General features: G+C 69.1%; 19 protein-coding genes and 3 pseudogenes. 12 read left to right on the forward strand and 10 right to left on the reverse strand.

Going from position 1 to position 18636, the window contains the following annotated elements; translation table 11 throughout:
• Positions 1-60: 60 nt before the first annotated feature.
• Both ACIRVH_RS45135 and ACIRVH_RS45140 read right to left on the reverse strand, forming a co-directional pair.
• Positions 61-1332: an integrase gene (locus ACIRVH_RS45135; protein WP_403966505.1), complete on the reverse strand. Its 1272-nt coding sequence runs from the start codon at positions 1330-1332 to the stop codon at positions 61-63.
• Between the two features lie 880 nt (positions 1333-2212).
• Positions 2213-3127 carry an alpha/beta hydrolase gene (locus ACIRVH_RS45140; protein ID WP_403966508.1) on the reverse strand — a complete coding sequence of 305 codons (915 nt, stop codon included), beginning with the start codon at positions 3125-3127 and terminating at the stop codon, positions 2213-2215.
• Between the two features lie 195 nt (positions 3128-3322).
• On the opposite strand from ACIRVH_RS45140, the gene ACIRVH_RS45145 reads away from it, so the two are divergent.
• On the forward strand, positions 3323-4375 hold the full coding sequence (locus tag ACIRVH_RS45145) for an Lrp/AsnC family transcriptional regulator (RefSeq protein ID WP_403966511.1): 1053 nt from the start codon (positions 3323-3325) through the stop codon (positions 4373-4375).
• Between the two features lie 265 nt (positions 4376-4640).
• Here ACIRVH_RS45145 and ACIRVH_RS45150 read toward each other — a convergent pair whose 3' ends face one another.
• Positions 4641-5027, reverse strand: a complete 387-nt coding sequence (locus ACIRVH_RS45150) for a DUF6415 family natural product biosynthesis protein (RefSeq protein ID WP_403966514.1) — start codon at positions 5025-5027, stop codon at positions 4641-4643.
• 220 nt (positions 5028-5247) lie between these two features.
• Here ACIRVH_RS45150 and ACIRVH_RS45155 point away from each other — a divergent pair.
• From ACIRVH_RS45155 to ACIRVH_RS45165, 3 genes and pseudogenes are all read left to right on the forward strand, one after another.
• Positions 5248-5508, forward strand: a pseudogene (locus tag ACIRVH_RS45155) (hypothetical protein).
• A complete protein-coding gene (locus tag ACIRVH_RS45160) occupies positions 5480-6007 on the forward strand; it encodes a DUF6879 family protein (protein WP_403966517.1) in 528 nt (175 codons plus the stop codon). Before ACIRVH_RS45155 ends, ACIRVH_RS45160 begins: the two are co-directional and overlap by 29 nt.
• Before the next feature lie 28 nt (positions 6008-6035).
• Positions 6036-6890, forward strand: a complete 855-nt coding sequence (locus ACIRVH_RS45165; RefSeq protein ID WP_403966519.1) for a helix-turn-helix domain-containing protein — start codon at positions 6036-6038, stop codon at positions 6888-6890.
• Positions 6891-7230: 340 nt separating this feature from the next.
• Here the strand turns inward: ACIRVH_RS45165 and ACIRVH_RS45170 are convergent, their stop codons facing one another.
• Both ACIRVH_RS45170 and ACIRVH_RS45175 read right to left on the reverse strand, forming a co-directional pair.
• Positions 7231-8601, reverse strand: a complete 1371-nt coding sequence (locus ACIRVH_RS45170; protein WP_403966522.1) for a hypothetical protein — start codon at positions 8599-8601, stop codon at positions 7231-7233.
• 226 nt (positions 8602-8827) lie between these two features.
• On the reverse strand, positions 8828-9304 hold the full coding sequence (locus tag ACIRVH_RS45175; protein ID WP_403966525.1) for a hypothetical protein: 477 nt from the start codon (positions 9302-9304) through the stop codon (positions 8828-8830).
• A 139-nt stretch (positions 9305-9443) separates the two neighbouring features.
• Here ACIRVH_RS45175 and ACIRVH_RS45180 point away from each other — a divergent pair, with 139 nt between their 5' ends.
• Together ACIRVH_RS45180 and ACIRVH_RS45185 are read left to right on the forward strand one after the other, a co-directional pair.
• Entirely contained in the window at positions 9444-10250 is an 807-nt protein-coding gene (locus tag ACIRVH_RS45180; protein WP_403966528.1) for a CGNR zinc finger domain-containing protein, read from the forward strand.
• A gap of 172 nt (positions 10251-10422) precedes the next feature.
• The gene (locus ACIRVH_RS45185) at positions 10423-10635 is read left to right on the forward strand and encodes a hypothetical protein (RefSeq protein ID WP_403966531.1); all 213 of its coding nucleotides are present in this window, start codon (positions 10423-10425) and stop codon (positions 10633-10635) included.
• A 374-nt stretch (positions 10636-11009) separates the two neighbouring features.
• Here the strand turns inward: ACIRVH_RS45185 and ACIRVH_RS45190 are convergent, their stop codons facing one another.
• Both ACIRVH_RS45190 and ACIRVH_RS45195 read right to left on the reverse strand, forming a co-directional pair.
• Positions 11010-11990, reverse strand: a complete 981-nt coding sequence (locus ACIRVH_RS45190) for a zinc-binding dehydrogenase (RefSeq protein ID WP_403966534.1) — start codon at positions 11988-11990, stop codon at positions 11010-11012.
• Positions 11991-12074: 84 nt separating this feature from the next.
• Positions 12075-12659: a TetR/AcrR family transcriptional regulator gene (locus ACIRVH_RS45195; RefSeq protein WP_403966539.1), complete on the reverse strand. Its 585-nt coding sequence runs from the start codon at positions 12657-12659 to the stop codon at positions 12075-12077.
• Positions 12660-12672: 13 nt separating this feature from the next.
• On the opposite strand from ACIRVH_RS45195, the gene ACIRVH_RS45200 reads away from it, so the two are divergent.
• The gene (locus ACIRVH_RS45200) at positions 12673-13089 is read left to right on the forward strand and encodes a transposase (RefSeq protein ID WP_403966542.1); all 417 of its coding nucleotides are present in this window, start codon (positions 12673-12675) and stop codon (positions 13087-13089) included.
• Positions 13086-13494 (forward strand): annotated as a pseudogene (locus ACIRVH_RS45205) (IS5 family transposase). The gene ACIRVH_RS45200 and the pseudogene ACIRVH_RS45205 overlap by 4 nt, the downstream one beginning before the upstream one ends.
• A 169-nt stretch (positions 13495-13663) precedes the next feature.
• Here ACIRVH_RS45205 and ACIRVH_RS45210 read toward each other — a convergent pair.
• Complete coding sequence (locus ACIRVH_RS45210; protein WP_403966545.1) at positions 13664-14578, reverse strand: NADP-dependent oxidoreductase; 915 nt, start codon at positions 14576-14578, stop codon at positions 13664-13666.
• 361 nt (positions 14579-14939) lie between these two features.
• Here ACIRVH_RS45210 and ACIRVH_RS45215 point away from each other — a divergent pair.
• The 3 genes and pseudogenes from ACIRVH_RS45215 to ACIRVH_RS45225 all read left to right on the forward strand — a co-directional run.
• Positions 14940-15290: pseudogene (locus ACIRVH_RS45215) on the forward strand (transposase family protein); the annotation flags it as partial.
• Entirely contained in the window at positions 15284-15601 is a 318-nt protein-coding gene (locus ACIRVH_RS45220) for a transposase (RefSeq protein ID WP_403966548.1), read from the forward strand. The pseudogene ACIRVH_RS45215 and the gene ACIRVH_RS45220, both read left to right, overlap by 7 nt.
• A 206-nt stretch (positions 15602-15807) precedes the next feature.
• Positions 15808-16446: a hypothetical protein gene (locus ACIRVH_RS45225; protein WP_403966551.1), complete on the forward strand. Its 639-nt coding sequence runs from the start codon at positions 15808-15810 to the stop codon at positions 16444-16446.
• 98 nt (positions 16447-16544) lie between these two features.
• Here the strand turns inward: ACIRVH_RS45225 and ACIRVH_RS45230 are convergent, their stop codons facing one another.
• The gene (locus ACIRVH_RS45230; protein WP_403966554.1) at positions 16545-16982 is read right to left on the reverse strand and encodes a hypothetical protein; all 438 of its coding nucleotides are present in this window, start codon (positions 16980-16982) and stop codon (positions 16545-16547) included.
• A gap of 23 nt (positions 16983-17005) precedes the next feature.
• On the opposite strand from ACIRVH_RS45230, the gene ACIRVH_RS45235 reads away from it, so the two are divergent.
• Entirely contained in the window at positions 17006-17446 is a 441-nt protein-coding gene (locus ACIRVH_RS45235; RefSeq protein WP_403966557.1) for a MarR family winged helix-turn-helix transcriptional regulator, read from the forward strand.
• A 230-nt stretch (positions 17447-17676) separates the two neighbouring features.
• Here the strand turns inward: ACIRVH_RS45235 and ACIRVH_RS45240 are convergent, their stop codons facing one another.
• The gene (locus tag ACIRVH_RS45240) at positions 17677-18597 is read right to left on the reverse strand and encodes an alpha/beta hydrolase (RefSeq protein WP_403966560.1); all 921 of its coding nucleotides are present in this window, start codon (positions 18595-18597) and stop codon (positions 17677-17679) included.
• Positions 18598-18636 lie beyond the last annotated feature (39 nt).

Genomic DNA, 18636 nt, shown 5'->3' on the forward strand with positions numbered 1-18636 from the left:
CTGGAGGACTTCGCTGGCCGGGACCTGGCGGGTGACGCTGGCCAGCGATCCGAGAGCGGGTCAGGCGGCCAGACCCAGGAAGCGGGTCGGGTTCTGGTTCCAGGGGACCTTCTCGCGGCGGTAGGCGTCGAAGGCGGTGCTGCGCAGGGAGTGCCGCGAGTGCAGGGCGACCGTCTCGGGCGGGTTGCCGACGGCCAGGGCCTGCTGGATCCAGCCGCGGCGGAAGCTGTGGCCGGTGATGCGGCGGACGGTGGTGCGGGCTGCGCGCCGGGCGGTGCGCCAGGCCTTGAGGACGGCGTTCGCCTCCTCGGCGGTGCGCGCCGCGTCGGCGGCTGCGAACGCCTCCTGCCTGGCCCGGGCGGCGGCGCGCTCTTCGGGGGACGGCGTGGGGGTGAGCTGGGCGGCGCGGGCGGCGGCCTTGATGATGTCGTTGACCGTGTCCGCGGTGATGCCGCCGCGGCGGCGGTCGTCCTTGAGCGGCCGTCCGGCGGCCTTGGCGCCGATGTTGCCGTGCCGGTCGATGCGGCGCAGCAGCGGGCCGGGGGTGAGCTGGCCGTCGTCGGCGAGGACGTGGAGCCATGCGCGCAGGGCGTGGATGGGGCACAGTTCCTGGTCGGCGGGGGCGAGGATGCGCACTTCCTGTCCGCGCGCGGCCTGGTCGGCCTTGGAGCGGCGGATCTTGATGATCAGGGCCTGGTGAGCCGTCTTGCGGCCGTTCTCGTCCTCGATCTGCACGGTGGTGATCTTGGCGTCGCGCAGGTTGAGGCGGTCGGGCTCGGATGCGCGGGCGGCCATCCACCAGGCGATGAGCAGGACGGCGGCGTCCCGCTTGCCGCGCACCGTGGTGCGGTCCAGGGTGCGCACCATGAGGCGCAGTTCGTCCAGGTCGACGGCATCGGCCTGGAGCGGGCCGGGCTCCACCAGGGGGTCGTCGGCCTCCTCGCCGGCGCGATGGCGGATGACGAGCTGGCGGGCCTTGATCTCCTTGTCCGACAGCGGCTCGCCCTGGATGGCCCGCATCGCGCGCAGGGTGCTGAAGTGGGCCTCGATCGAGTTCGCGGGGTGCCCGCGGTCGCCGAGGTCCGAGAGGTAGGACAGCACCGCGTTGGGCTCGACCTCGGCCCAGTCGTAGGTGGCGCACCACAAGGCGTACGAACGCCAGCGGCTGGCTCGGGCGTTGCGGGAGCTGCGCGGGACGGCGTTGGTGAGCTTGCGGGCGGCGGAGGCGGAGATCCGCTCGCCGGTGGGGGACACGATGTCCGGCTCGGCACGGCGCCGGCGCCGGACGGCGGCGGCCCGCCCGTTGACGGGGACCAGGTCGGTCGATGTCATGACGCGGGCTCCTCGCTCGCGGTGCGGATAGCTGCCCAGTCAGGTGCGTATTCGAGGCAGGCGGAGCACAGCGTGCCCTCCGCGTCGGCGGGCATCAGAGCTTCGCACCTCGCGCAGGCGGTGAATTCTCTGCGGGTAGCGCAGGTCGGGCCGCGGGTTAGGACGGGTGCTCATGCGGCGCCGCCCGCGAGGGTGGCTACGAGTTCGCGCGAGGTCATGACGTCTGCGGCTTCTGGCGGCGAGCCTTGGCGGCCGGCGCCCGGGCACACGCCGCACTCGGCGCCACGCCGATTGCGGCGCGCGAGGTGCGGGGGGTGTGCGCACGGCTCGTCGGGCATGGGCCGCCAGATCCTCACCGTCATCGTCTCCCCCGCTCCCCTCCAGCCGTCTCACAGAAGTCCTTGCGTGAGCCGGATACCTGTGGACGCTACTTGTCGTGTCCCCCGCGGTTTCTGATTCCGGCTAACAGAAGACTAGTCAGAATCAGGATGCCGGGGACCAACAAGGTTCGGAGCCGTCGGGGCTCGTTGTCCCGTCTCACTCAATCGAGTCGGTTCTCGACGAGCCGAGTCGTTCGGGCTTCTGTCTCAGCGAACCCAGTCGCGCAACTGAGTGCGCTGGGGGTGCTGGATGGCTGTGCCGGCTGGGGTGGCCTCTGGATGGCCGGGCGTGGAGTTGTCGTCTGTGGACGCGGTGCGCTGACGTCGTTTGCGTCCGCTGCGGGACCGTGTGACGGGCCGGTTCGAGGATGTCGCTCCGGTACGCACGTTATCGCTGGTTGCGCGGCGAGTGTCACCTCCCGGGCTGGTACTGGGCGGCGTCGACCGGGCGGCACGTCGGCTTCGAGTCGTGGCTGGTCGATGGAGCGGGTGATTCTGCCTCACCTGGGATCGCGGGGCTCCAGATGCTTCTCCAGGAAGGAGATCTCCGCCGCGACGGCCTGTTCGTGCGACTCGAGGAACGGGGCGTAATGACTGCCCGTCAGGTGAACCACTTCGGACTGAGGCGCGTTCCGGGCGGCCCGGACGGCGGGGCCGGGAAGCACGCTCTGGTCCTGGTCGCAGACGACGACCAGCAGGGGGCACCGGATATGGGAGGCATGGCGGCCGGGCCGGTACACGCCGATCTGCAGGGCGATCCGTGCGGCGACCGTCTGCTCCCAGTTCGCGTGGCGGCGGTCGGGATCGAGGGCCCGGTCGCCGTCCATGGCGTCGGGCGTGGTGAGCGAGGCGACCGCGCCGCGCGGTCCTGCGGTCGGGACCAGCAGCGGCGGCCGCCCGACGCGGCTCCCGAGCGCGTCGGCGACGCCCCGGCCGAACAGACGTAGGGCCGCCAGGGGCGTCATGGAGCGCAGCGCGTGGGGAGCGACTGCGGGGCCGTCGACCAGCGGGGTCTGCGCGATCGCGCAGGCCAGTCGCGGGTGGTCGGCCGCGACACGGAAGACGTGGCCGCCTGCGAGCGAGAAGCCCCAGACCGAGATCCTGTCCGGGTCGACGTCCGGCAGACCGGTCGCGCACTCGATCGCGGCGTGCCAGTCGGCGACCTGCTCGTCGAAGCGGACGATCTGGCGCGGCGCGCCTCCGCTCTCCCCGAACCGTCGGTGGTCGAAGGCCAGGACCGCGAAACCGGCGTCGTTGAACCGCGCGGCGAACAAGTCCGAGGCCGGCTCCTTCGTCACCGAGGTTCCGCCGGCCATGATCACGCAGCCGCCGTTCGACCCCGGATAGTGCCAGGCGGCACACGAGGTGTCACCGCTGGCGAAGCGTACTTTCTCCCGTTGCTTGAACGCGGGCACATGGACCTCCGTGGTGAATCGTCGTTCTCGGAGTGCTGAAAACCGCAGGTCTGCGGCGTCGTCGCACCGCAGGTCCCCTTCGCCCCGGGCCGCCGGTCAGCCGATCAGGCCGGGCGGAGTGGATGCCCTCCATGCTGGGGGCGCAGTCCCCGAGACGGGCTCCGCACGGCGACGGAATGAGCGAAACTTTCCTTCATGGCGCGCGCATCGGCGGATTCCGTACTGAGCATCATGGATCAGCGGCTGGTGGCCGCGCTGCAGTGCGACGGCCGCCTCACCGCGGAGCGGGCGGCCCAATTGCTGGGGCTCAGCCCCGCCACCGTTCGCCGCCGGCTGCACGCGCTCGGCGCCGACGGCACCGTACGCGTGGTGATCTCACCGGTCGCGCGCCCGCGCAACGGCGGCTCGGCCGGGGCCCTGTTCCTGCGCATCCGGGTCCTGCGGGGAAAGCTAGACACAATCGTGGCCGCGCTCGCGGCGCGCGAGGATATCCCGTTCATCGACGTCACCACCTCGGGTGACGAGATCTTCGCGGTTGCCCGCACCGAGCCGGGTTCACGCGACCCGCTGGTCTTCCGCCAGCTGCCCTCCACCCAGGCGGTGACGTCCTTGGACAGTGCCACGATCCTGCACGTCTACCGGCTCACCTCCGAGTGGCGGCACCAGGTGCTGACCGGGCCCGAACGCGCGGCGCTGAGCCCGGCCGAGCCGGTCCCCGGGGCGACGGCTTCCGGTTCTCCGGGCCCGTACGGCGTCGACACCGATGCCCTGGAACAGTCCCTCATCGACGCCCTCACCCGCGACGCACGTCTGAGTGCGGCCGCCCTGGCCGCCCGAACCGGCCACCCGGAGACCACGGTGCGCCGCCGCCTCGCCCAACTGACCGCCCAGGGCCGCCTGATCACCCAGGTCCTCGTCGATCCGCGCCGCCTCGGGCTGCCCATCGAGGCCAAACTCCTGCTGCACGTGCCCCCCGACCACCTGGCCGCCGCCGGGCAGGCGCTGGCCGACCACCCCTCGGTGCACGGTGCGTTCGCCACGTCGGGACCCTCGAACCTGCACGCGGCCGCGTACTTCCCAGACCTCACCGCCCTCTACGACTTCCTCTCCCGCGACCTGGTCGGCCTGGGCATCACCCATGTCGAGACGGCCATCGTCAGCCGCGCCGCCAAACGCACTCCCGCGCCGGTCCAGCCGGTACCAGGTGGCCAGGGCCAGGTGAACGCCACGTCGAAGAGCTACAACTGACACCTGTCTCGACGAACCCAGTCCACGCGTCTCACCCAATCCAGTCCACGCAGGCCAGCGGCGCCCGAAGGACTAGCTTCGTTGAGACAGGACACTCGTTCAGTGCTTCCGCATCTCGCCCGAAACCTCAGCGGGCGGTTCAGCAGCTCGTGGAGTCCCTCAGCGGCCTGCTGTGTCCGCAGGTCAGTGTGCTGCACGCGGCGCCGCGAGGGTCCGGGCGCCGTGAGCGCCCCGGGGTGCTGAAGGACGGATTGAGATGGCACTGTCACGTTGGCGTGCCGCCCAGGTTCTCGTAGTGGTCGGCCAGGGCATTCACCGACCGAGCCAGCTTTTGCACGACGGCGCCCCGGACCGGCATCGTCTGGCCGTTCCCGATGCGTAGCTTTCTGCGTGCCTCCCCCACGCACGCGAGCGCGCAGTGCCACGGGATGCTGTCCCTCGGCTGCCGGCCTGCCATCGCCTCGACCTCGGGGATGAGCGCCTCCATGTGGCCGCGCAGGGCACAAGCGAGCGCGTCCATCTGACTGGCGTCCATCTCGCCGAGGGGCCCGCCGAGGGCACGTCGCACGCTGGCGCGCATCGTCTCGATGTCCGGCGGTTCTGTGGGGGCATGCCTTGCCGTGCTGGGCGCTGCAGGGGTAGCGCGCGTCATGTCGACTCCTTGCAGTCGGCCATGCCCCGGGAGGCTCCGCCGCCTCGCCGGGGTTCGGTGTCTCCCGACGCTAGGAGGGTGGGCAGCACTGCCAGTGATGTGCAGATGTGTGCACACAGTGCGTTGTTCCGCTCCTTGGCCAGGAACATACTCTTGCAGACGCCGCCGCGGTGGACGACTCTTGTGCACAGTCCTGCACATCCCGTCAGCGGAGGCAGCCGTGTCCTTAAGGTTCATCGGGATCGATCCGAACACCGGAGACCACGAGTCACCAACGATCTGGGTCGACCAGGAGAAGAACGAACTCGTGCTCCAGGGATGAAAAGCAGGCCCCGAACTCGAGGCCGAAGCAGCGGCGTTCAAGGTACCCGGGCACGCCGTCGGGATTCCCGCGACCGAGACCGTGATCCGTATCCCCGCCCGCATGGTGCCGATGATCAGGGAGGCCTGCGATGCCCTCGACACCGACCGCGTTCGCTGACCTTCTGGCCGATGCGACCCGGTCCGCCGTGCATCTGGAGATGCGCGACACCTACGCCGTCGACTACGAGAGCGGCCCCTTCGCCGACTGGCGCGCTGGATTCCGGTACGACCCAGACGACCGCGCGTCCTGGTCGAGGGACTGGCTCGGCCTGGTGGCGGAGTCGACCGCGCGGGGCGTAGTGATCCGGCGGGCGCGGATCGTGTCGGAGCCGGTCAGCGAGTACACGCACTTCCTGCACAGCTTCACCATCACCAACATCGTCGCGGGTGAGCACGTCCGATGGCTCCCCCGACGGCAGGCGTCGGAACTCTGCCTGCCCGGCAACGACTTCTGGCTGTTCGACAACCAGACGGTCTACTGGAACCATTTCACTGGCGCCGGAGCATCCGCCGGCGGCGAAGTCTCCAACGCCCCCTCAGCTGCCAAACTCTGCAGCGAGGCCTTCGAGGCCGTCTGGGACCGAGCCACCCCACACGACCAGTACAAGATCCGCTAACCCAAGCAAGCACCGGACAGGCCAGCTGATGCCCATCTCCCCGTCCTCGTCCGCCCAGGCAGCACGCGAGGTCGTCGCCCACCGGCTGCGCGACCTACGCAAGAGCGCGGGGCTTTCGGTCACTGAGCTGGCCAGCCGCTGCGGCTGGCATCACTCCAAAACCAGCCGCATCGAAAACGCCAGGACGGCACCCACCGTCACCGACATCCGCCTGTGGTGCCGCGCCATGGACGCACTCGACCAAGCCGACGGCATCATCGCTCAGTCCCTGCACGCCGAGTCGATGTACACAGAGTGGCGCACCCAAGTCCGCTCCGGCCTCAAGGCGCTGCAGGACCGCGAGCCGCGCCTGTTCCAGGACACCCAGCTCTTTCGCGTCTACTCCTCGTCCCTGGTTCCCGGCCTCCTGCAGACCGAAGGCTACGCCGCCGGCGTCCTCGGCATCAGCGCCCGCTTCCGGGACGTGCCCACGGACGACAGTGCGGAGGCAGCCCGAGCCCGTATCGAACGCAGCCGAATCATCCACGAACCGGGGCACCGACTGGCGGCCGTCATCGAGGAGGCGGCACTGCGCTATCAGGTCTGCGATGCCGACGCGATGGCGGCGCAGCTCGGGTATCTCCTCACCGCCGGGGCCCTCCCCCAGGTGTCCCTCGGCATCGTCCCTATGGCGACGGCCGGAAGGGAACAGTGGCCGCGCGAGACGTTCCACCTGTACGACGACCGCCTCGTCAGCGTCGAGCTTGTCTCCGCACGCGTACGAATCACACAGCCATCCGAAGTCACGCTGTATCTAAAGGCGTTCGAGCAGTTGCGCACCATGGCCGTGTATGGCGCCGACGCTCGCTCACTGATCGTGAAGGCCATCGACGAGCTGCGATGAGGCGGGGGATCGCCGCACAAGAGCGAAGTTGCGGAGGGGACCACTCCCCCGGGCGCGGGTAGCACTACGAGCGCTGGGGGGACGGTTGCCGATGTTGGGACCATCCCCGCAGATGCAGGGAGCCCACCTCGCGCGGGGGCACTGTCAGATCACCCTCCTGTTTCTCTACTGATGGTCGTCACCGCCCGCCCGAGGGAGCAGCCCCTGGACGTGCTCAACACACGCCTGTCGGAGGCACCATGACAGGCCTGTTCATCCATCGTGCCACCGCGCGGTCTTCGCCAGTCCCGTCCCGGTCGGCACGCGTGCGCGGCCAGTGATGGTGCCCAGGCAGCAACCGTTACTCAGCTGGAGTGTTCTCCGGGTGGCGTACGAGTCTCCGGAGCTCCTTCTCGACCTCGTACCGGTTGAGACGCTTGGCTTGGGCGTACTGGGTGACGGCGGACTGCGCGGCGTGCGCGGCTTCGAACCACACGTCCCGCTGGCGCTTGCGTTCGTCGTTGCCGGCCATCTGCTGCAGCCTGAGGTGCTCCTTGTCCGCGACCCTCTGCAGCACGATCAGGGTTTCAGGCAGCCCTGTCTGGATAGTTGAGCCGACTTGGTTCTCTTCATCTGTTTCGGCTTCCGGTGGTGCGCCCGGGGCGGTGCGCGTTTCGATGGGGGGCGCGGGGGGCTGGGTGGGCAGCACAGGGGAAAACGTCGCAGGGCCCGGGACGGACGGTGGCGCGGACAGCGTGGATGTGGTGGCGATGAGCTCGGGACGGCAGGTAGGACGGTTACGGCTGGCGTTGGCAGGAGCACGGGTGTCTTCCGGGGCTGCTGGGAGCTGGGTGTCGTCGCTGAGCAGGTCGTTATAGCGCTCCTGGTCGCTGTCGGTGACCCAGAAGCGATAGAGCTTGGTGGGTGTGCGGAACTGGATCGGCACGATGGTTCCGGCGGCGGTCTGACGGACCAGGTCGTCGAACATGACGTCCTTGGGCACGGGCGTGGCATGTGCTTTGCCGCAGCGGCGTACTCCGTCGGGGCAGGGATGGACGGCGTGGACGTCACAGTGCCAGAAGTCCAGCTTGCGGAAGCCGGAGATGACGCGCAGGTCGCCGGTCCTGGCTATGACGTAGGCAGGGAGGTTGTTGCTGCGGGTCCAGTGGGTGTCGTGGCGCTGGCCGTAGTCGGCGCGGTCGGTGTGCCAGGCGGGGGTGATCCCATTCTTTTCTGCCTTGGCCGCGCGGGCCCGGACGCCGCGCAGACCGTCAGATCCGATGGTGGACAGCTGTACTTCCCAGCCGATGCGGCGGCTGTCGGCGCCTTCGACGAGGGTATCGGTCTGGATCCAGCTGCGGCCGACCCGGGTGCGTACCTCGCTGTCGCCGTGGAAGCCGCCTTCCTCCGCGGCGCGCAGGATCCGCTCCTGGTAAGCCTTGTGCTCGTCGCTCATGGGCACGGTATGGCGGGCTTCGTCCTCGCTGCGCTCGTGAACGGCTTCCCGTCGGCCATTGCGCACACGAAGGTGCATCCAGGCCTCGACACCTGCCTCCCGGCATACGCCCCCGCACTGCAGCTCCCGCTCGCGTACGGGTGTGCCGAGTCGCCCGTGGTACCGGTCTATCCGGTAGATCGTCTCCCACAAGTCGGGAAACTCCGGATGATCAAGGTCGTCCTTGTTCAGGTCGATGAATATCCGGAGCTTCGTGTGCCAGACGATATTGGCCACCTACTGCCATCCCTTCCCTGGCAATTCCTCGTCGATTCCACCGTAGGACGCGGCACTGACAACCAGTCAGCGCATCGGTCTTCCGCCCCGCAGTTGCGCTATCTCCCGCTCCGCCCAGCTTCCGGCACCGGCGGCGGCCGCTGACGCTGCCGGCCGTCTTCGCGGATGCGGGACCTCGGCCCTCGATGTGCAACGACATGCAGTTCCCGCAGCCATCTGACTGCCATCAAGCAGCGAGAGCAGTGCTCGTACCAAAGACTTCCTCGAAGAAATGGGCCTGCTGTGTGGTGATCAGGACCCAGGCTCCGCTGGAATGGCGGTGTGCGTGCGTGCTGTAGTGGTGGACCTCGGAAGGGGTCAGAACTTTCAGATCGCCGAAGACGTAGTAGAGCGGCGGCGGGGCGTGGGCCGTGGTGAAGAGCAGGCCGGCGTTCAGGGCGGCGGTGCTGATGGCATAGCGGTCAGTATGGGTGCTCGGCATGCGGTCCTTGGTGTCGACGGTGACCAGTTCGCCGTTACGTGCGGCTATCAGGTCGGGGAAGTACCGCAGCGCGGAGTCGGCGCAGGCCAGGGCGTCCCGGATTGCGGGTGGGTAGGTGCCCCGCCCGCAGCGTTGGACCGTCCACCCTCGCGTCTGCAGTAGGTCGGCGACGTGTTGTTCGTGTGCGTCGCCGACCTTCTTGCGGTCCTGAAAGTGCCTCACCGCAGCTGCCCCTCCCACAGTTTCAGGTTGCGTGATACGAACGACTCCCTTTTCGTGCTACTCCCGCATGGCTATGATGCCCCACATGGCGGCATACGTAGACCCACGCTTTCGTCCTACGCTCTGGCCTGGAACCCCCGTGCCCGCACCCGAGTTGAGACCCGCGCCCGGAGCGCGGGCAGACGGCGAGTGGATCGTCTGGGAGGCGCATCTGCGATCCGAGGGGAAGACCATTCCACTGCCGGAGGACTTCTATCTGCGCGAGTTCATGGAACTTGATCCCTCAGATCTCGACGCCGTGGCCACCATGATCCGCACCTACGGACACCTAGGCGGCAGCATCAACACCGGCAGCTGGGACGCCGACGAGTACTACCGCCTCAAGGAGCTCACCGAACGCGAACACCCGAGCCGCGGACCGTTCTCCCTGCACGGCGAACTGGCCACGCTCTACATCACCGACGCCCAGGCGGCCATCACCACCTGGCTGGCCCTGCGACACGAGGCCGGACTCGACACGCTCATCGAACCCGAAGTCAGCGAAGAACAGCTGGCGCAGTGGCGGTCCGAGAACGCGGACCGGGAGGAGGTGTGGCCGCGCGACGTGGACCACCTGCGCGAACTCGTTCTAGACATAAGGATCCGTGACCTGGTAGGCGAGCTGAACGCCGCGCTCAAGCCGTTCAGCATCGGCATCGGCAGCCTGAACGACCGCTACCCCACCATCCTGTCGGTCGTCTTCCTCCAGCTCTACAACCACCTCGCCGAGAACGCCACGATCCGCGAGTGCGCCAACGAAACCTGCCGCCGACACTTCGTCCGCCAACGCGGCCGCGCCGAATACGGACAAAACCGCACCAGCGGCATCAAGTACTGCACCCGCGAATGCGCCCGCGCCCAGGCACAACGCGAACACCGCCGACGCCGAAAGCAAACCGCCCCATGAGCCAGTCCAACCCCGGCTACTCCAGCGGGAATTCACCATTTTCACTGGAGTACTCCTGACCGGCCGCAGGCCTTTCGACCCCGAAGGCACGCTCGACCACGTCGAACAGCATGTACGCCTTGGTCCGCCGCTTCGGCCTCAAGTCGGCACCACCCCGTGCATCCGCGACAGCGTGAACACCCGCTCCTCGTCACGCGTCCCCGACGGCATCGTCGGTGAGGACCACTGGTGCGGCGCACCGCGCTGGTGGACCAAGGCCTGGTGCACCGACCTCGCCAAGGCCCGCGAACTCGCCGATGCCCTGGTCGCCCACCGGCTGCACACCACCGAGCGACCGGCCGGAGGAGACATCGACCGGATCAATCAGAGTGCCTGCCGGGACTGACCGACAACGGACCGCCTACAGGCTCCGAGCGTGCCACGCGGCAGGTCCTGTACGGACCACCCCGGCGAATGCCGGTACGCGGCTGAGACTGCTGACGATGTCGGGCCACACCGGTGGCGATGTCCGCCAGGCACTGCCTGCCGGGTGGTCCTGCCCGCACTGCGCCGAGTCCTGCGCTTCGGGTCAGAACGGGCCGTGGAGGCTGCCGAGTCGGCCGATCAGACGCAGGTTCCGGCAGCTGGACTGGCGCCGCCGGCTTCGGCGCCCACGCCCGGTTTGTCAGCCGTCCAGGCCGGTCCGTGCAGTCGCAGCGCGGGGAGAACCCGGCCGATTTCCTCCGGCGCGGCAGACGCACTCGGCGGCTGGTTGGGGGCTCAGCCGAGAAACACGACCATCTTGCCGAGGGCTTCTCCGGCCTCCATGACCCGGTGGGCTTCGACGATCTCGTCAAACTGGAAGACCCGGGTGGGACGGGCCCGGAGGGCACCGGCTGCGACCTTTGCATAGATCTCGTCCAACGGCACGTCGGTGAGCGGGAATGCGGGGGTGCCCAGGACGAAGGCGCTGCCGAAGAAGCTGAGCTGGACCCCGCTGGGGAGATCGGTGATCGGGTCGAAGTCCCGCACCGGGTCGAAGCCGCCCAGGAAGCCGAGCTGGCAGACCCGGCCACGGGGTCGAACCAGGGCCAGTGAATCGCGCAGGACGCTGTTGCCGACGACGTCGAACACCGCGTCGACGCTGACCTCCCGCTCCCTGATCTGGGCGGCGAGCGCGCCGTCGTCAATGAGCACGTCGGTGGCCCCGAGCTCCTTCAACAGCGGTACGTGTGCCGGGTTCCGGGTCGTGGCGAGCAAGGTCGCGCCGTGGTCGACCGCGAGGTTGGCGGCGGCCTGGCCGAGGGAGGATGTCGCTCCCCGCACCACGATCGTCTCGCCCGGCCGCAGGTCCAGATTGCCGAACAGGCCGCTCCACGCCGTCGCGTACACCTCGGGAACCGCGGCCAGGTCTGCCCAGTCCAGCGACGAGTGCACGGCCACCACGTTGGTCGCCGGCACGGTCACCAGTTCCGCGTAGCTGCCGTTGCGGGTCCGGCCCATGCCGCCGAGGATCGCCACCACCCGGGTCCCGACGGGGAGTTCGCCGGATGGGTCGGCCTCGACCACCCCGGCGCACTCGATCCCGGGGACGGCCGCCACCTCTCCCCAGGCTCCGCCACGCATGTACGCCTCGGCGTGGTTGAGACCGAACGCCTTGACCCGGATCAGCACTTCGCCGCCGGTGGGCACCGGGTCGGGCAGTTCTGTGAGGGTGAGCACCTCGGGTCCGCCGTGGGAGGAAATGACGATGGCCTTCATATCGCGACTCCATTCTTGAGCATGTATTCAACTATTGGGCGAAAATAGAGGGCCACCCCGTACGGTGGCCCGTGTGGCTGGCCGTCAGTCGAGAGCGGTGAAGGCGTTGTCGACGATCGCCCGCAGGAGCGCCTCGTCGGGATTCGCCTTTCCGACCACCATCAGCCCCTGGCACGTGGCGACCAGCAGCTTGGCGCTGCCAGTGCAGTCCAGCGAGGCGCGCACCTGGCCCCTGCGAGTGGCGTTCTCCAGCGCGTGGGTCATGCACCGTTCGAGCCGGGCCAAATGGCCGCGTACGACGGCCGCCGCCTCGTCGTCCTCGGCGGCCTTCTCGATCGCGGTGTTGACAAGCAGGCAGCCTTGCCGGCCCTCGGGGCTGAGCAGGTCGCGCACCAGCCCGTCGAAGTAGCCGCGAATCTCGGCCACCGACGCGCCCGGAGCCTCCAACTCGCCCAGCTTCTTGGGGACGACCAGCCTGGAGTAACGCTCCAACGACTTCAGGAACAGGGTGTGCTTACCGCCGGGAAAGGCGCTGTAGAGGCTGCCGGGCTTCACCCCGGTCGCCTTCACCAGATCCTCGATGGACGTCGCCCGGTACCCGCGCTCCCAAAACCGCAGCATGGCCACGTTCAGGACGGCGTCGGGCTCGAACTCTCGAGGTCTGGGCATGAGACAAACATAGATGAGCGACCGTTCAAGAACAACTCCTGGCGTGCCGGATGAGCTGTGGGACCGCCTGGAACCGTTGCTGCCGCAGCGTGAGCGGCGCTTTCGCTACCCGGGTCGTAAGCCGTTGCCGGACCGCGAAGTGTTGTGCGGGATCCTGTACGTGCTGCACACCGGCATCCAGTGGGAGTACCTGCCCAAGGAGTTAGGCCCCGGCTCGGGCATGACCTGCTGGCGGCGGCTGCGGGATTGGAACGAGGCCGGTGTCTGGCAGCGGCTCCCCGAGGTCCCGGTGGCTGAGCTGAATGCGGCCTCACGCCTGGACTGGTCCCGCTGCGTAGTCGACTCCTCGCACGTCAGAGCCCGAAAAGGGGGAGCCATACGGGTCCGTCGCCGGTCGACCGGGGCGGGGCCGGCTCGAAGCACCACTTGATCACGGATGGCCACGGCACTCCGATTGCAGTCCTGCTGACCGGCGGCAACCGCAACGACGTCACCCAGCTCCTGCCTCTGCCCGACGCGATCCCACCGGTCCGCGACCGGGTGGGCCGTCCGCGCCGCAAGCCCGACTCGCTCTTCGCCGACCGCAGCTACGACCACGACATTTACCGCGAGCAGCTCCGCGATCGAGGCATCGTGCCTGCCATCGCCCGGCGCGGCACCCGCCACGGCACCGGAAATGGGCACCTGCCGCTGGGCGATCGAGCGGGGTTTCGCGTGGCTGCACGGCTTTCGACGTCTGCGGATCCGATGGGAACGACGGGCTGACATTCACGAAGGGCTCCTCAAGCTCGCCTGCTGCCTGATCACCCATCGACAATTCGGCTCACTCTGTTAGCCGTTGTAGCAGTGTGGGTTACGTCCTGCCGTGGCGGCCGCGGCGCGGTCCCGGCGTGAGCAAACCTCGCCAGCACCTCCTCGGTCGCCCACCCTCGGCCTGACGACTTCTCGATCGCGCCTGGCGGGCACCGTGGCCCAGCGTCGGGATCGGGCGGTGCCCGGCCGGGTCATGCTCGGGTGAGCACGATCTTCTTACCCCCGGCCCGTCCGGTAACCACCCGGGCGAACGCAGCCGGTCCCTCGCTCAGCGGCAGGGGTTCTGGTGAGAGTTTCAAGGCCCCCGCGGCTGCCTGCTCCGCCAGCTGGACAAGCTGCGTGGCGTTGGGCTCGAGGTAGAGGTCCCAACTCGTGATGCCTCGTTCCTCCGGAGGCGCGTCCGAGGTCAGGGAGCACAGCCGGCCGCCGTCCCGGACCAAAGGCAGGGCGGCGTCCGCCGTGCCGGTGGCGATGGTGAGGGCGGCGTCGAACCCGCCGCGTACCTTGGCCGGCCAGTTCGGGTCGTGGTAGTCGACGACCTCCATCGCTCCCAGACCGAGCAGGCGCTCTGCGGCGGCAGCAGACGCGGTCGCGGTCACCTCGATGCCCTTGGCCGCGGCGAGCTGGACGGCCAGGGCTCCGGTGGCCCCGCCTCCGTTGGTGATCAGGAGCCGCTGTCCTCGGCTGAGGTCCAGCTTCTCCAGGGCCTGCAACGCGGTGAGTCCGTTGACCGGCAGCGCCGCCGCGTGCACGGCGTCCAGCCCGGGTGGGCAGGCTGCCGTGTGATCCGCGTTGATCAGAACGCGTTCGGCCCAGAAGCCGCTTCCCCCGGGCAGCGGGGCCTCGTGTGCGAGCACCCGGTCGCCTACGGCAAACCCGGTGACACCCGCGCCGACGGCCCGCACCTTGCCCGCGCCCTCCACTCCCAGCGCCGCCGGGGGGCGCAGCCCCACGTCCCAACCAGCGCCGTTCAGCAGTTCGTCCCACGGGCCGACCCCGGCCGCCTCAACCGCCACCAGGATCTGACCGGGCCCGGGAGATGACGGTTCGGGCAACTCCAGCAGGGCGACTTCCTTCTCGGTACCGGATACTCCGCACGCCTTCACAGCAGATCCCTGTCCTCTCACTCAGTCCGGCCGACCGGGAGGTATGGGCCGGAAACCCAAGGCAGGCACCAGTGTCGACCTCGGGAACCCCTACAGAGGTCGCTCCTGGTCTCAGCCGCATTCGTGTCGAGCCTAGGCAGCTAGGGCCCGGGCATGTGGTCCATTTGAAGAGTGACTAGCTGGGCCAATCGCGGAATAGATCTGCACCTGGACCTTGGGCTGGGTCGAGGCGTACGTCAGCGTGTTCGAATAGCGAAAGCGCCGCTCACGCTGCGGCAGCAGCGGCTCCAGGCGGTCCCACAGCTCATCCGACACGATCCACGGCGACGTCCCCGCATCGAACCGAACGCTCAACTCCCGCCTCGGCCGGCCGCTACCCGGAAACCGCAATGACTGCAAGGCGTGGGAGTTGTCCGGCGCCAAGGACGCCGTGGGCGCGACCACGGTTATTGCAGACGGCGGCTACCGGGGCACCGGTCTGGTCATCCCGCACCGCCGTGAGCGCGGCCAGGCCGAACTCCCGGCCTGGAAAGAGGAACACAATGCGTCCCACCGCAAGGTCCGCGCCCGCGTCGAGCACGTCTTTGCCCGCATGAAGGGATGGAAGATCCTTCGCGACTGCCGGCTGAAAGGCTGTCGCGCGTCAGACTATGTGGCAGGGCTCGTTTCTTGCGGGTCCTGCTGCGTGAAGGAGTCTGATCGTTCATGGTGAGGCCGCCGGCGTTGCCGCCGGAGGAGAAGGTCCGGATCGTGCTGTCGATCCTGGCCGGTGAGATAACCGTCGCCGAGGCCGCGCGGCGGGCGAAGGTGTCTGAGCAGTCGGTCGGGAACTGGAAGCGCCAGTTCCTGGAGTCCGGTCGGGCCGGACTTGCGGCCGGGAAGTCCAGCCCCAGCAGCCGGGAACAGCAACTCGAGGCCCAGGTGGCCGACTTGACGCAGGCGCTCGGTGAGGCCGCGGTCGAGCTGCGGGTGTGGAAGAAGTCCGCGGAGGGCCGGCTGGGCCCTTCGAGGACCTCGAGGTGATCCGCGTCGAGGCGGGCATGCCGACCGCGAGGTTCTGCCGTCTGATCGGCGTGCCGGAGCGGACCTGGCGCCGTCATCAGGCGCGTGCCCGGCGCGGCGCTGAACCTCGGGGGCCGTGGCCGCGTCCGGCCCGGGAGCGGGTGCGGGACGCTGCCCGTCGGCACGCGCTCGCGCATCCCGCGTGAGGGCACCGGAAGGTGTGGGCGATGTGCCGCCACGACGGCCACCGCGTGTCGCAGGCCACCGTGCTGCGGCTGTTGCGCGACGAGGGCTTGCTGCTGGAGGCGAACTACCAGCGCGAGCGCAGGCAGCTCGCCGCCCGGCGCAAGGCGGCGTTCGCGAAGGAGCCGACCGGCCCGAACCAGGTCTGGCAGCTGGACTTCTCCGAGTTCGAGACCACCGGCGGCGGAACCTGGCGCCTGGCCGGCTGCCGGGACTACTGGTCGAAGTATGAGTTGGGCTGGCACGTGGCGCCGACCGCGAACCAGCACGACGCGATCGCGGCGATCGAGCTCGCCCTGGCCGAGGCCGAGCGCCTGGCTGGGCGCCGACTGGTCGATCTGGCGCCTCGCGACCCGGGCGGCGCGGTCCAGCCGCTGGTCACGATCGTGACCGACAACGGCGGGCCGTTCCGCTCGTTCCGGTTCGAGGCGTTCATCGCCACGCGTCCGGAGCTGCGGCACGTGCGCACGCGGGTCCGCACGCCGGGCCAGAACGGCTCACGCGAGCGCGGGTTCGGCTCGCTGAAGTACGAGAAACTGTTCATGGAAGAGATCCCCGACGTCCTCGACCTGGTCCGCCATGCCGAGGACTACCGGATCGAATACAACCGTCCGCCCACATGAGGCGCTGGCCTGGAACCGGCCCCACGACGTTCACGCCGGCGACGCCGGCCCCTCCGCTGCCTTTACAGATGGTGGGCTTTCGGCGCGATGACGTTGTGTCAGTGGCTGACCCACCCTGAGGTTTGCCGGATCCGTCCCAGAGGCCGGGCGCGGACTCCAAGCAGTCGGGCCGCTGTCAGCAGGGCTGTGGCGAACAGCAGGGGGCCGATGGTCTGAGGGACCTGCTGATGGACAGCACCGATCACTGCGTCGACGATCTGGACCGCGCCGTTCAGCGCGAGTAGCAGGCCAAGGGAACGCCAGGCACGTATGGCCAGCAGCCAGACCATTCCGCCGAGCAGGACGATGCTGCGGGCCGCCATATAGGCGGCGTACGTCCTGGGCGCGGCCTGGTCGCCTCCAGGCACCGCCCCGCCTGGGTCGACCAGGCTGGACTCGGTGAAGTAGCCGGACGTGACCACAGTGAGGAGCGCGACAAGCCCGGCGAATCGACGGACATTTACTGAGGGAACCATATCGTTCGGGTGCCGAATCATATGGCTAGGCTAACGTTGCCGATGTGGCAGCGGAAGAGTCTTTGACCGACACGGTGGGCTTCTTGTTGGGCAAGCTGGGCCAACAGGCGAACGTGCGGTTCGCGGACCGGCTGGCCCCGCTCGGACTGCGCCCCCGGCACTGCGCCGTCCTGGAACTCCTGTCCGGCGGGCCGCGGGCGCAGCTGGAACTGGCCAAGGCCGTCGGCGTGACCGCGAGCGTGGTCGTCGACATGCTCGATGAGCTTGAGCAACTCGATGCCGTGCGACGGGTACGCGATACCGCAGACCGCCGGCGTCAGCTCATCGAACTGACGCCGACCGGCCGCGAGCTGCGACATCAGACGCTCGCACTGGCGCGGCAGAACGATGAGGAACTGCTGACCGCGATCAGTCCCGCCGAAGCAGCGGCCTTGCTCCACACCCTTGGCCGGATCGCCGCCGCGACGGGTCTCATCGCGAAGTGACTCACCAGGCAAGCGGGGCAGCGAGGACATGGCCGCCACGATCCGCAGCCTGGTCCGCCCAACCCATCATCCGCCGCTGGGCAAACCACCCCCCAACGACACCGCTGACGATCGCCTATCTACTCAAGCTCTTAGCGAAACACGCTTCCGCTTACTGAGCGTTTCAGGATGAGGCGGGTGTTTCGGCCGACAGCTGACGGTTCGCCTGGGCAGGGTTCGGTGCGGTCGGTTCAGACCAGGGCTGAGGTGATGGCCGACGTCCAGCTCGCGGTGGCGCGCCGTGCCAGTTGGCTGTCGGGGGCGTAGCCCTCGAACAGGTGGAACGCTCCTGGTACCACGTGCAGCTCGGTGTGGACGCCAGCGGTCATGAGCCACCGGCCGTACTCCAGTGCCTCGTCGCGCAGAGCGTCGGCCTGGCAGATCTCGAGGTATGCCGGGGGCAGGCCGGCAAGGTCCTGCGCGCGTGCCGGGGCGGCGTACTGGTCTGCGGCGGCGGAGCCCAGGTACAGCTTCCACATGCCGCGAGCGACCCTGCCGTCGACGATCCGGTCGTCGATGCACTCGCCGACCGAGGGCAGCTCGCAGCGGTCGTCGAGGGCAGGGACGAGCAGCAGCTGGAACACGAGGTCGGGTCCGCTGCGGTCGCGGGCCGCCAGGGCGACGGCTGCGGCGAGCGCGCCACCGGCCGAGCGTCCGGCGACGGCCAGGCGGGCGGGGTCCACGTCGAGGGCGTCGGCGTTCTCCGCGGTCCAGCACAGGGCGGCGTAGCAGTCGTCGAAGGCGGCCGGATACGGGTGCTCGGGGGCCAGCCGGTAGTCGACGGAGATGATCACCGCCCCGGCGGCCAGGCAGATGTCGCGGCAGTTGCCGTCGCCGGTGTCGAGGTCGCCGGACACGAAGGCGCCACCATGGAAGTACAGCACGCCAGGGCGCGGGGTGGAGCCCTGGCCGGTCGGCCGGTAGATCCGGACGGTGAGATCACCGGCCGGCCCGGGGATCGTGGTGAGGCTGACGGCGATCCGCGGGTCGTCGGCCGGGGAGGCGGCGGCCAGCAGGGAGCGTACGTATGCCCGGGTCGCTGCTGGGTCGGCCAGCGGGTCGAACGGCGGGACGCGATCCAGGACGTGGGCTATCTCGGGGTGCAGGCGCATCGCCGACTCCATAGTCTCATTGATACCGTTGCAGCGCGG

Source organism: Streptomyces sp. NPDC101165, from assembly GCF_044768135.1.
Taxonomy (GTDB): Bacteria; Actinomycetota; Actinomycetes; order Streptomycetales; family Streptomycetaceae; genus Streptomyces.

Coding starts and splice junctions, on each gene's coding strand:
- ACIRVH_RS45135 (WP_403966505.1), bottom strand. CDS start 1,332: ATGACATCGACCGACCTGGTCCCCGTCAACGGGCGGGCCGCCGCCGTC.
- ACIRVH_RS45145 (WP_403966511.1), top strand. CDS start 3,323: ATGGCGCGCGCATCGGCGGATTCCGTACTGAGCATCATGGATCAGCGG.
- ACIRVH_RS45150 (WP_403966514.1), bottom strand. CDS start 5,027: ATGACGCGCGCTACCCCTGCAGCGCCCAGCACGGCAAGGCATGCCCCC.
- ACIRVH_RS45160 (WP_403966517.1), top strand. CDS start 5,480: ATGCCCTCGACACCGACCGCGTTCGCTGACCTTCTGGCCGATGCGACC.
- ACIRVH_RS45165 (WP_403966519.1), top strand. CDS start 6,036: ATGCCCATCTCCCCGTCCTCGTCCGCCCAGGCAGCACGCGAGGTCGTC.
- ACIRVH_RS45190 (WP_403966534.1), bottom strand. CDS start 11,990: ATGAAGGCCATCGTCATTTCCTCCCACGGCGGACCCGAGGTGCTCACC.
- ACIRVH_RS45195 (WP_403966539.1), bottom strand. CDS start 12,659: ATGCCCAGACCTCGAGAGTTCGAGCCCGACGCCGTCCTGAACGTGGCC.
- ACIRVH_RS45200 (WP_403966542.1), top strand. CDS start 12,673: ATGAGCGACCGTTCAAGAACAACTCCTGGCGTGCCGGATGAGCTGTGG.
- ACIRVH_RS45220 (WP_403966548.1), top strand. CDS start 15,284: ATGGTGAGGCCGCCGGCGTTGCCGCCGGAGGAGAAGGTCCGGATCGTG.
- ACIRVH_RS45225 (WP_403966551.1), top strand. CDS start 15,808: ATGTGCCGCCACGACGGCCACCGCGTGTCGCAGGCCACCGTGCTGCGG.
- ACIRVH_RS45230 (WP_403966554.1), bottom strand. CDS start 16,982: ATGATTCGGCACCCGAACGATATGGTTCCCTCAGTAAATGTCCGTCGA.
- ACIRVH_RS45240 (WP_403966560.1), bottom strand. CDS start 18,597: ATGCGCCTGCACCCCGAGATAGCCCACGTCCTGGATCGCGTCCCGCCG.